The sequence below is a fragment of the Stenotrophomonas sp. CFBP8980 genome, assembly GCF_034046095.1.
GTDB classification, from domain to species: Bacteria; Pseudomonadota; Gammaproteobacteria; order Xanthomonadales; family Xanthomonadaceae; genus Stenotrophomonas; species Stenotrophomonas lacuserhaii.
Genome location: NZ_JAXCXF010000007.1, coordinates 220,792 through 232,772, shown reverse-complemented (window position 1 = coordinate 232,772; position 11,981 = coordinate 220,792). Strand labels below are relative to the sequence as shown.

Annotated in this window: 7 protein-coding genes and 1 riboswitch; of the genes, 3 read left to right on the top strand and 4 right to left on the bottom strand. The window is 65.8% G+C overall.

Annotated elements, in window-relative coordinates:
• On the bottom strand, positions 1 to 3,384 hold a 3,384-nt coding region (locus tag SOM47_RS14955; RefSeq protein ID WP_320506020.1), incomplete at its 3' end, for an autotransporter outer membrane beta-barrel domain-containing protein.
• A 616-nt stretch (positions 3,385 to 4,000) separates the two neighbouring features.
• Here SOM47_RS14955 and SOM47_RS14950 point away from each other — a divergent pair.
• The 3 genes from SOM47_RS14950 (at position 4,001) to pnuC (ending at position 8,085) form a co-directional block, all read left to right on the top strand.
• Positions 4,001 to 5,137, top strand: a complete 1,137-nt coding sequence (locus tag SOM47_RS14950) for a phosphotransferase enzyme family protein (protein ID WP_320506019.1) — start codon at positions 4,001 to 4,003, stop codon at positions 5,135 to 5,137.
• 41 nt (positions 5,138 to 5,178) lie between these two features.
• Positions 5,179 to 5,274, top strand: a riboswitch (TPP riboswitch).
• A 67-nt stretch (positions 5,275 to 5,341) separates the two neighbouring features.
• On the top strand, positions 5,342 to 7,513 hold the full coding sequence (locus tag SOM47_RS14945; protein ID WP_320506018.1) for a TonB-dependent siderophore receptor: 2,172 nt from the start codon (positions 5,342 to 5,344) through the stop codon (positions 7,511 to 7,513).
• Positions 7,510 to 8,085, top strand: coding sequence for a nicotinamide riboside transporter PnuC (gene pnuC / locus SOM47_RS14940; protein WP_200888434.1), 576 nt, complete (start codon positions 7,510 to 7,512; stop codon positions 8,083 to 8,085). Before SOM47_RS14945 ends, pnuC begins: the two co-directional genes overlap by 4 nt.
• Positions 8,086 to 8,223: 138 nt before the next feature.
• Here pnuC and SOM47_RS14935 read toward each other — a convergent pair whose 3' ends face one another.
• The 3 genes from SOM47_RS14935 to SOM47_RS14925 form a co-directional block, all read right to left on the bottom strand.
• Positions 8,224 to 9,579 (bottom strand): EAL domain-containing protein, encoded by a 1,356-nt coding sequence (locus SOM47_RS14935; protein ID WP_042614722.1) that lies wholly within the window; start codon positions 9,577 to 9,579, stop codon positions 8,224 to 8,226.
• Between the two features lie 49 nt (positions 9,580 to 9,628).
• Complete coding sequence (locus SOM47_RS14930) at positions 9,629 to 11,404, bottom strand: amidohydrolase (protein WP_320506017.1); 1,776 nt, start codon at positions 11,402 to 11,404, stop codon at positions 9,629 to 9,631.
• A gap of 149 nt (positions 11,405 to 11,553) precedes the next feature.
• Positions 11,554 to 11,901, bottom strand: a complete 348-nt coding sequence (locus SOM47_RS14925) for an RcnB family protein (protein ID WP_042614720.1) — start codon at positions 11,899 to 11,901, stop codon at positions 11,554 to 11,556.
• Between the last annotated feature and the right edge of the window lie 80 nt (positions 11,902 to 11,981).

The following is an 11,981-nucleotide window of genomic DNA, read 5'->3' as shown; positions in this document are numbered from 1 at the left end:
CATCGACTGGCGGCTGGCCACGTCCAACTGGCCTTCGCCCGCGTTGAACCGGGTGTGGTCTGAGGTCGTGCGGACCCAAGCCGAGTTGAGCGTGTAGTCCGACTTCAGCCGCTGCGCAAGGTTGGGCTCGCCCAGACGCTCATGCAGGGTCATGTCGAACATACCCACTGCTGCGGCCTGGTTGGCCAGGTAGGCGCCGGTTTCCGGGCGGTAGATCTTGGTCGGCGGCGGCACGACCGGGGGATCAACGATCTCCGGGTCCACCGGTGGGTCGATGACGATCGGGTCGGTCGGCGGATCAATCGGGTCAACCGTATCGACGGGATCGACTGGCGGATCGACCGGGTCAACGGGATCCACCGGATCGACCGGCGGATCGACAGGGTCGACCGGTGGCTCAACCGGCAGCTCCGAGCGCAGGTACCAGTCACCATCGGTTGGATCAGTCAGCCCGCCCTGATGCAGGAAGTACTCGTACGAGCCGCCCACCGCGCGGCCCAGCAGGTTGAACACACCCGCCGAATCGCCATCCACCTGCACCAGCTGGATGCCATCGAAGGTCTCCGCGCCCTGCCCGCCCACGTTGTTGACCAGGATGCTGCTCTGGCCGGAGGTGCTGCCGAGCACGTGCAGTTTGTCGGTCAGCGAGGTTTCGTCACCGAGCACGGTGTTCATCTGCAGAACCGCGTTGTCGGCCACGTAATCGCCGGTCACGGTCAGGGTCTTGAATGCCCCGTCGTCATGATTGAACGCGATGGTGCTGTTGCTGGCTGACAGCGTTCCGACCAGCGAGTCACCGGTCATGTCCCACGCGCTGTCTTTCAGGTCCATCAGGGCAACGTTCTGAGCGGCACCCTTGAGCGTGGTTGCCTCAGACAGATCGACAACCGCGTCGTAGCCATCACTGAACACGATGTCGCCCACGAGCTCCGAGCGCTGAGCCTGCAGCACGCTTTGGCCCACTGACCCCGCACCGTCGGTCATCAACAGGCCGCCGCCGCCTTCGATACGAGAGTTCGTCACTTCGACACGGGAAAGACCTGCATCGCGCACCTCGATGGCGGCGGCCGAGCCGGTCAGGATCTGAGTGTCGGTCACCCGCACCGAGTTGATATCCGTGGCCCCCGCCGTGGAAAGGATACCGCGCGCATCCGCGCCCAGCGCCCTGATATCACCGCCAGTGACGTCGATCGTTGCACCCGAGTTGGCATTGATGCCCATGGAACCGGCACCCGACGTCGCCACCCTGATGTTGTTGGCGGTCAGCGTACTGCCCTGGTTGGCGAACAGGCCATCCGCGCTGTCACCGGTGGTGGTGATGTCCACGCGGTCCAGGTCAATGCCAGAGCCTGCAATGGCCATCGCGCCGAAGGACTGCAGCCCACTGGTATGCACTGCAGTGTTGGTCGCCGTGATCGTCGAATCCACGCCGTCACTGAGCAGGCCACGAGACCGCTCTCCGGTGGTCGTGATCGATGCATTGGCAAGTTCGGCCGAACCGCCGGTGGCCACATACACACCGTGCGCGTCCCGCCCCTCAAGCGCGGCGGTGCCGAGGATCGTGCCGTCCACCGTCACCTTTGCACCACTTTCCGCCGAGATCGCCCTGGCCGCACTTCCCGTCGTGGTGATTTCACCGCCTGACAAGGAAACCAGCGAATTCGCGCCCTCGGCTTTCACCCCATAAGCATCCTTACCTTGGGTGCTGATTCCAGAGCCCACCACGGTTGTCTGGCCGCCCGACACGGTGCGCACGCCGTTGGAATAGTCCCCGGTGGTGGAGAGGGTGGAGTTGGCGATGGTCATCGTGCCGTCCCCAACGCGCACTGCATCACCCATCTCACCAGAGGTGGTCACGGTCATGCCGGTCGCGTTCATTTCGCCGCCCGTGCTCGCAAAAAGCCCCGATCCGTTGTAGCCGGACATATCGACCGTCGTGTTGGATGCAGCGACACGGCTTCCCGCGTCGCGTGCATCAAGCCCATGCTGGGTGGTGCCGCCGCCCAACATGATTAATGCATTGCGCACCTCCACCTGCCCGCCCGTGTTTGCGCCCGCACCGATCACATAGGCGCCCGTCCCAGCGATCTCCGTGCCGTCGATCTGTACCGTAGCCCCCTGCGCAGCCTCCGCTCCGTCCGAAGACTCGCCTTCGGTCCGGATGGAGCCACCGGTGAAAACGGCGCTGCTGCCAGTGCCTACGGTTTTGATGCCATAGGCCACTCCACCTTGAGTGAGAATATCGACATTCGTAGCAATCACCGTCCCCCCATCCTGGATATTGAGCCCATCGGCCAGGTTGGACAGGGTTTCGATGCGGGTGTCGGCAAGCTCTGCCGCCCCGTTTGCAGACGCCACCACGCCATGCGCATTGGCACCGAGCGTTGTGATCGAGCTTCCCTGCACGTCCAGCGAGCCACTCTGCATCACCCGCAGTCCAAACGCATCGGCCTGGGTGGTCGTGAAGTCGCTGTCCGTGATGACACCTGAACCTCCCTGCCACACATCCAGACCATGGCCCGCAGACTCGAACGACGAGCCGATGATCACACCAGTGCCGCCCTGTAGGTCCACGCCCTTGCTGCGTGCGCCGGTAGTTTTAACCTGCATGCCCGTCATCTCCAGGAGCGCACCGTCGCGCGCACGGGCGCCGTGGGCCACCATCCCTGAGGTGGCAATCGAGCTGTCAGAGATCGTCAGCCGCGAGCCGGCATCGCCCGTGGCCACGCCACGCGACTGGGCGCCGGTCGTTTCAATCTGCAAGCCTGTGCCCGTAAAGCTTGATCCCCCCAGCACGTGCACGCCGTCACTTACTTCTTCGGTCGTGGAGATACGAGCATTGGCGCCGGTCATGGTGGCCTGCTCCATGACGAGCATGGCATGACTACCGCGTCCGCTTGTCGCGATATCCACGTCAGAGAAGGCAACTGCAGATCCCTCAGTTATCGACTTCATTCCCGCCGACTGGGTGCCCGACGTGGAGAGAGCTGCACCGGAGACAACCACCATTCCGCCAAGGCGCGCGTTCACTGCATTGCTCTGGAATCCCGCGGTGCTTGATTCGCCGCCGGTGAAGTCGATACGGCTTCCGCTTCCCTCGGCGTGGACGCCGTGGGAGCTGTTTGCCCCGTTGCCTGCCGCGCGGACATCGGTCGCAGTGATCGTTCCGCCATTTACCGCCGACAGGCCGTGACTCCAATCCCGCACGTCGCTGTCAGCGTCAATGTCCGACACCTCGCGGTGTACGCCATCGGCCACCACCGGTGTGGCGCCAGTGTTCCAAGAGGTCATCAGGAGTGCGCTGCTGACCGCAAGCGCTAAAGCGTGTCGATTGGAAATCGAGGTTTTCATGTCGTCAGCCGATTTGGAGAATTCAGGCTTCACGATATTTTCTGCTGCTTTCGTGCGGTATCGAAGAACTTCTAAATGGTCCGTGACAACGCTGACGAATCGTCATCCATTAGGCGCAGAGTCATGTCCTCCCGCTGCTGCCCATCCACCACCGCGAGCCAGCCCTGCCGCCTCGAAAGAAAAAGGGCCGGCGGGGGGCCGGCCCTTACCACCACTGCCCCAAGGGGTTCAAGGCAGCAACGGGGCATCGCTGAACGAGAGACTGACCAGCGTTGACACCGTACCGTCGGGAAACGGCGGGTATGTCATCTCAACGCAACGGCGCAGCCGATGCCATGGAAGCAATTCGAAAGTAAATCTGCTGTATCCCTGCGCCGCGAAGGCGTAACGCCGTGGGATGTACCTCGCCGGATCGGGACGGGAGCACTCATGCATGGGAGGGCTGCTGAAAGCCCAGAACGGGCGTCCAACTACCTGGCCTCCAGGATCAAGCGCATCTGGTATCGCCCGGTTGCGCAGGGGGTAGGCCGCCTATTGGACACAGAAACATGATTCTGCGCACCGTCCCACGGGTGGCCCGACGGCTTACCATGTGAGCGCCGCGCGGGCAGCTTGCCGTGCGCATGCCCCCTCGCCCGACCGATATCCGATGAACAGCCCCGCCCACCACGTCCAAGGTCTCGACAACGACGAGGTCCCACCCGACTGGCCTGCGATCAGCGCCGGCGAGATCGCGTGGCTGCAGCGGCGTTTCGTGGAGCTGCAGGGCGACTGCCGGTTGCTGTGGCACAGCCCGCGGCCGTTTTCCGCGGCGGCGCTCGTGCAGGCGCCGCAGGGGCGGTTTTTCATCAAGCGCCACCACTGCAGCGTGCGCAGCGCCGCGGTGCTGTCCGAAGAACATCGCTTCATCGCCCATCTGGCGGCCCAAGGCCTGCCGGTGGTGCAGGTCATTGCCGATCAGAATGGCGCGACCGCACTCGAGCACGGCGTCTGGACCTTCGAAGTGCACGCCGAAGGCATCGGCCAGGACCTGTACCGCGACGTGCCCTCATGGACGCCACCGGCCAGCGTCGAACAGGCCTGGCAGGCCGGGCGCATGCTGGCCCTGCTGCACACCGCCGCAGAAGGCTTCCACGCACCGCAGCGGGCCACGCACCTGTTGGTGGCCCGCGATGATCTGATCCGCGCCGAGGACCCGCTCGCGGCGCTCACCGCGCAGTTGCCCGACCGTCCCGGGCTGGCCGCTTACCTGGCCGACACGCCGTGGCAGGCCGAGCTGCAGCGCGCGATCCTGCCCTGGCACATGGGACTCGCCACGCGGTTGGCCGCCGAGCCTCGCCTGTGGGGGCACAACGACTGGCATGTGTCCAACCTGCTTTGGCAGATCGGCAGCGGCGCTACCACGGTCAGCAGCGTGCTCGATTTCGGGCTGGCCTCGCCCACCAGCGCGCTGTACGACCTGGCCACGGCGATCGAGCGCAATGCCATCGCGTGGCTGCAACTGGACCGTGGCGCGCAGGCGGTGCGCGGTGACATCGCACTGGCGCTGCTGGTCGGCTACCGCGATGCGCGTGCGCTTTCGGCCGACCAGGTCCGGCTGCTGGCCGACCTGCTGCCCGTGGTGCACCTGGATTTCGCGCTGTCTGAAGTTGAGTATTTCCACGCCATCACCGGCTCCCGCGCCAACGCCGACGTGGCCTACCGCACCTTCCTGCTCGGCCACGCCGACTGGTTCCGCACGCCCGCCGGGCAAGGCCTGCTGGCCACCCTCCGCAGCGCTGCCTGAGCGGCTGATTCGCTTCTTCGGCCGTTTTGGTGTGAAATGAGCGCCTGAAGCGGGGGTGCCTGGTTTGACCAGGCTGAGAGAGTCCCTTGGAACCTGATCCGGTTTGCACCGGCGTAGGGAGCTTTGAGCTGCAAGCACATGGACCCATCGGGTCACTGCGCGCGCGCCGTCGCTTCGTCTTTCTTCCTGTTGATGACGAATCGAATGAACCGCTGCCTGCGCCCCACGCTGTTGACCATTGCCCTCTGCGCCGCGCTGCCGCTGCACGCGGCCGATGCCACTGCCGATGTCCCCGACCGCTCACCGACCGAACTGGCTGCCGTGCGCGTGCAGGCCCAGCAGGCGCCGGCCGCCACCATGCCGTCGAGCAGCTTCGGTGCGGCCAGCTGGAAGGACACCCCGGCCTCGGTGAACGTGCTGGACCGCACCCTGCTGGACAGCCGCCAGGTGCGCACGCTGAGCGAAATGGCTGCCAACGATGCCTCGCTGGGCGACAGCTACGCACCGGTTGGCTACTACCAGAACATCGCAATCCGCGGCTTCGCGCTGGATACCGCCACCGGCTACCGCTTCAATGGCCTGGCCACCACCGGCGAGCAGCGCCTCGCGCTGGAGAACATCCAGCAGGTGGAAATCCTGAAGGGCGAAGCCGGGCTGGCTGCCGGCGTGATGGCGCCGGGCGGCATCATCAACTACGTCGGCAAGCGCACCGCCGAAGTGCGCACCGTCACCCTGGGCACCGATTCGGAAGGCACCCGTTACACCGCCGTGGACGTGGGCCACTGGCTGACGCCGCGCTTCGGCGTGCGCGTCAATGCCGCATGGGAAGACAGCGCGTCCTACATCGACCACGCCGACGGGCGGCGCAACTTCTATTCGCTGGCCGCGGACTGGTTGATCGGCGAACGCGGCAAGCTGGAAGTGGATGCCAACTACCAGACCAGCGCACAGCGCTCGGCATCGGGCTTCCAGCTGCTGGGCGCAACCGAGCTGCCGCGCGGCGTGGACCGCTCCAAGATGCTCGGTTACCAGCCGTGGCAGCAGCCGGTCGGCATCGCCAGTACCAACCTGACCGCCCTGCATACCTTTGAGCTGGGGCCGCGCTGGCAATCGCGGGTGTCGGCCAGCCACAGCCGTTCGGTGATCGATGACAACGTGGCCTTCGCCTACGGCTGCTACTACGCCGCGCAGTGCGCCGACGGCAGCGTGCCGGGCAACTACTTCGCGCCCAACGGCGACTACGACATCTACGATTACCGCAGCCCGGACGACACCCGGGTCAACCAGGAACTGCGCGCCGAGCTGCGCGGCAGCGTCGACATCGGCCGCGTCACCCATCAGTTGAGCATTGGCGCCGACACCTTCCGGCGCACGGTGGACAAGCGGCAGAACGTCAACGAGTACGTCGGCACGGCCAACATCCATGACCCGCAGGTACCGGTGTTCGCGCCTTCCCCGTTGCAGCCCGGTGCCTCCGTGCGTCGGCTGGACAGCCGCCAGGATGGCCTGTTCGTGCTGGACCGCATGCGCTTCGGCGATGATTGGCAGTGGCTGGCCGGTGGGCGCATGGTGCGGCTGCACGAACGTGCCTACGACAAGCGCGGCAACCCGGAACGCCACAGCCGGATCTCACGCTTCCTGCCGCAGACCGCGCTGATCTGGAACGCGACCGACCAGGTGAATGCCTACGTCAGCTACGTGCGCGGCATTTCGCTGGGGCAGGAGGCCCCGTTCTGGACGTCCAACGAGGGTGAGTTCCTGCCGCCGGTGCTGTCGCGCCAGCTGGAAGTGGGGATCAAGTACGGCGCCACCGATGCGCTGACCCTTGGCGCGGCGCTCTTCCGCACCAGCCAGCCTTTCCAGTACGCCCGTGCCGATGACAGCGATGCCGGCTTCACCTTCGTGCAGGAAGGCCAGCAGACCCACACCGGGCTGGAGCTGACCGCCAACGGACACCTCACCGAACAGCTGCAGGTCACGGCCAGTGCCAGTGTGTTGCAGGCGCGTGCACGCGATACCGCCACCGCCGCTTACGAAGGTCACCAGCTGGTCAACGTGCCAAAGACGCGGGCCACCGTGCACCTGGACTACGCGCTGCCGTTCGCCGCCGGCGTGGGCGTCACCGGCGGCTGGCGCTATGCCTCATCCAACACCGCCACGGTGGATGGCAGCGTGCGCGCGCCCAGCTACAGCGTGGTCGACCTGGGCCTGCGCTACCAGCACACGCTGCGCCAGCAGCCGGTGACATGGCGGCTGGCGGTGGACAACGTGTTCGACAAATTCTACTGGCGTGACACCGGCAGCAGCGCCGGCGATTACTACCTGTTCGCCGGTGCGCCGCGGCAGGCGCGCCTGTCGGTCACCATCGCGCTATGAACGCCGAACTGTTGGAATGGTCGGCTGCGGCGCTGAGCATCGTCGGTGTGTGGCTGATGACCCGGCGGCGGTTGATTGGCTGGCCGATCGGGCTGGCCTCGGTGGCGCTGTATGCGCTGGTGTTCGCCGAGGCGCGCCTGTACTCGGACACGCTGCTGCAGGTCGTGTTCGGTGGCTTCCTGGTGTACGGCTGGATGAGCTGGCGGCACAGCGCGCAGGCCGATGGCCGGGTGAGCATCGTGCCGCTGCCGGCGCAGCATGTAGTGCGTGATCTCGGCATCGGCGTGGCCTTCGGGCTGGCGCTCGGTGCCGGCATGCACACCCTCACCGACGCGGCGATTCCGTGGCTGGATGCGCTGCTGGCGGCGCTGAGCCTGGTCGCGCAGTGGTGGCAGGCGCGCCGGCACGTAGCGGCGTGGTGGCTGTGGATCTTCGTCGATGTGATCTATATCGGCGTGTACCTGTTCAAGTCACTGCACGTGACCGCCGCGCTGTACGTGGTGTTCATCGGCTTGGCGATGCTGGGCGTGCGCTCGTGGTCGGCCAGCGCCCGCCAGCCGGGATACCGGTAGCGCCGAGCCGTGCTCGGCGGCCGTTCGTTGCCGCGTCACGATGCCCCCGCCGAGCATGGCTCGGCGCTACCAAGGGCATGCTGCGAACCCAGCCGGGTAGCGCTGGGCCATGCTCGGCGAGCGCGCATGCGCAAACCATCAGACCAGCGGCGCCACATGCGCGGCATGGAAGTCATCGGCCGGCATTGGCCGGCCGAACAGATAACCCTGGAACACCCGGCAACCCATGCTGGCCAGCCATGCGCGCTGCTGCTCGGTTTCCACGCCTTCGGCCACGGTGGACACCCCCAGGATGGCAGCGATCTCGATGATCTTGCGCACCAGTTCGCGGTGGCTTGCGTCTCCGCCCATCCCGCTTACGAACGTCTGGTCGATCTTCAGCTCATCCAGTGGCAGCACCTGCAGCAGTGACAGCGAGGAAAAGCCGGTGCCGAAGTCATCCAGCGACCAGGAGACGCCGTCCTCGCGCAGGGCGTTCATTGTTGAAGCGATCTGCGTGTGGTCGTGGGCGAGGGCGGATTCGGTGATCTCCAGGCGCAGCCGGTTGGCCGGCGCCCCGGTGCCGCGCACGATCCCGCGCACGTCGTTGACGAAGCTGTCCGAGGCCAGCTGCAGCGGACTCACGTTCACCGACAATACCCACGTATTGACGCCCGGCAGCGTGGCCCATGCGGCCAATTGCACGCACGCACGGCGCAGCGCCATCAGGCCGATTTCGTGGATCAGCCCGGTCTGCTCGGCCAGCGGAATGAAATTGGCGGGCGACTGCAGCCCGTGCCCGGGCCGGTCCCAGCGCAGCAGCAGCTCGGCCCCCACGACCTGGCCGTTGAGCGCCACCTGCGGCTGCAGGTAGCCGCGCAGTTCGCGCTGGGCGATGCCACGCACCAGCGCGGCATACTGGTCCATCTGGGTGCTGAAGTCTTCGCGGAAGATCGCCAGCACCCCGACGGTCAACGCCATGGCCGTCACCGTATTGAGGCCATGGCGGACCCGGCGCACGGTGTCCGACAGCAGTTCCAGGCCGGCACCCAAGCTGGCCGGGCTGATCGCCAGCCAGGCCAGCGCGACCACGCACAGCGTCGGCAGGATCCAGCGCAGGTAGACGCCTTCGCTGCGGAACAGGAAGAAGGTCGCTGCACCGATCGGCAGCAGGAACAGATGGGTGGAGCGCGCCGCCGCCAAGGTAGGCGTTTCAGCCAGGCTGACGAAGATGGTCATGACCACCAGCACGTGCGCGATGAGCACCATCGGCAGCCGGTCGCGCCGGCGGGCGATGATGAAGCATCCGATTCCCACCAGCGTGAGCGCGCTCAACACCCATGCCAGCACGAGCATGCCGTGACTGCCGTAGTAGGCTCCCCACGCCACGCCATGCAGCACGCAGACCATCCCGCCAAGGTGCAGCAGGCGCTTCACGCGCGGCCATTGCGAGTGATCGGGGAACTTGCGGGTGACCCATTCCCGGCTGCTTCGCGCACTTCCTGTCTCGAGCATGCAAGATCCCTTTTTTTTCCGTCATGGTACTGGTGCAGCGTTGCAGGTGTTACCCACGTTCGGGGCTGGCGATGCCCGGAGATCGGTCATGCGCTGCCCGGTAGATCGTCCTGCCTTCCTTGATGGTCTCGACCACCTTGATGTCCTTGATCGCGCCCGGGTCGACCGTGAGCGGGTTGCCGTCAAGAATCACCAGGTCGGCCAGTTTTCCCGGTTCGATCGAACCCTTTTCCGCTTCTTCGAAGTACGCGTGGGCGGCATGGATCGTGATCGCCTTGAGTGCGTCCAAGGGATTGATCCGTTCATCGGGCCCCAGGATGTCTCCGCTGCGTAGTCGGCGATTCACAGCTGACCACACCACCATCATCTGATTGATCGGCGCGACGCTGAAATCGGTGTGATTGGTCGGCTTGAGCCCCATCGCGATGGCCGTCTTCATCGGGCTGATGAACGATGCCTGCGCGATACCTCTGTTCTTGATGTGCGCCTGCCCGAAGAAGAAGGTGTGCTCGGTATAGAACGAGGGAATCAGCTGATGGTCCACGTACTGCTTCAGCTGGTCCCGGCGGACGAACTGGGAATGGATGACCACCGTGCGACGGTCCTTGGGTGCGGTGCCGGCGGTGGCGGCCGCATGCGCGCCGAGGACGATGTCGATGGCAGCGTCGCCGTTTGCGTGGGCTATGACCTGAAGCCCCCGGTCATAGCAGGTCCTGAACATGCCATCGAGAATGTCCCGCGGAAAAGTGGGCTCCCCTTTCCAGTCTGTTTCTCCGCCGGGGCCTCCGGTCAGGTACGGCGTGGTGAAGTAGGCCGTCCTGCCCTGCGGTGAACCGTCGGCCATGATCTTGCAGCCCCCCAGCTTGAAGCGCTTGTCGTAGTGACCGAATGTCCTGGCGGGGTGTGCCTGCAGGACCTTCTCCAGTTCGCCGATGAACGGGTAGGAGATGATGTCGATGAAGAGCTCACCGCGGTCCGCAGCGCGCTTCAGCACCTCTACCTGTGCGGCCATCGTGGCGCCGTCCTGGGCGGTGGTGACCCCTGCGGCGGCGTACAGGTCCTGCGCATAGCGGAGCTGGCGCGGCTCCTGTTCCTGCGAAGCAGCGGGCATCTGTTCGTGCAGCGATATCCAGGCTGTTTCCATCAGCAGCCCGGTCGGCTCCCGGGTGCCGGGCCGGCGCGCGATGATGCCGCCGGGCGGCGTGGGCGTGGCGGCCGTGATACCGAACTTTTTCAGCGCGGCCGAGTTGAGTACCGCGCCATGCGTGGACACGTGCACGACGACCACGGGAGTGTCCGGGAACGCCGGATCCAGGTCATCGCGGGTCAGCGGGTGGTCGCCGGGAAGCAGGTTCTCGTCGTACCCATAGCCCATGACCAGGTCACCGGGCGCCTTGGACTTCGCTTTCGCGAAGCGCTGGAGTTCAGCGACGATCTCGGCGGCCGTGCTGGCCGGACCCACCGGCGGGGCGGTGACGTTGGCCTGGTCCTCCATCGTCATGGCGTTGAGGAAGTGGCTGTGCGGGTCGATGAAACCCGGCAGCATCGTGGTTCCTGTCATATCGATCAGTTGCGTGCCAGCGCCCTGTGCGCGGGCGACCAGCTCCTGCAGGCGGCCAACGGCAAGAATCCTGCCGTCCTTGATCGCCACCGCCTCTGCCGTGGGTTGCGCGTCGTTCACCGTGACGACGTCACCGCCGAAGTAGATGACGTCCGCGGCATCCTGCGCGGCGGCCATCGTGGCGGGCGCGGAAACCGGCTTGGGCGCGTAGCCCGCACAGCCGCACAGAAGCAGGACGGATAGACCCGTGGCAAGACGTTTCATCTTGGTTCTCCGAGCGGGATCCAGCGCGGTATCCGCCAACGCAGCCTTTGCGGAAAGAGCGGGCCGATGGTGTCTGCAGGGAAGTGCCTGGCGCTGGCCGGACCGATGCGTCGATCCAGCCAGCCTCCTCGTCGCTCATTCGTGTTGAATCACCGATGCAGGGCGTCGATGATCAGGCCAGAGGCGATTTCCACCAGCAGATACTCGCTGTCGGACTGCCGGACCCAACGCTCGCCGCGCCCGGGATCGCGCAGCCGGTAATGCGCGTAATCGTCGACCCAATAGCGACGATCCACCTCCGCCCATTGCAGGCGCTCACCCCGCCGCCACGCCTTCTTCTGCCAGCCGGGCGGCGGCGCTTCGCGGTTGTGCGGTCCGCCAGCATGGGCAGGAGGCCCTTTGCCCTTGGCGTGGTGCGGCGGGTCGGCCCAGGCAGGGGCCACGGCCAGCAGTGCCGCCGTGGTCAATGCAACGCCCAGCAGTCGTGCGCTTGTCATGTAAATCTCCCGACCCGGCCGCGGCGTGCGGCCTGTTGGGGCCGAATATAGATCAGCTGACGTGAAAGAAACCAAGCGGG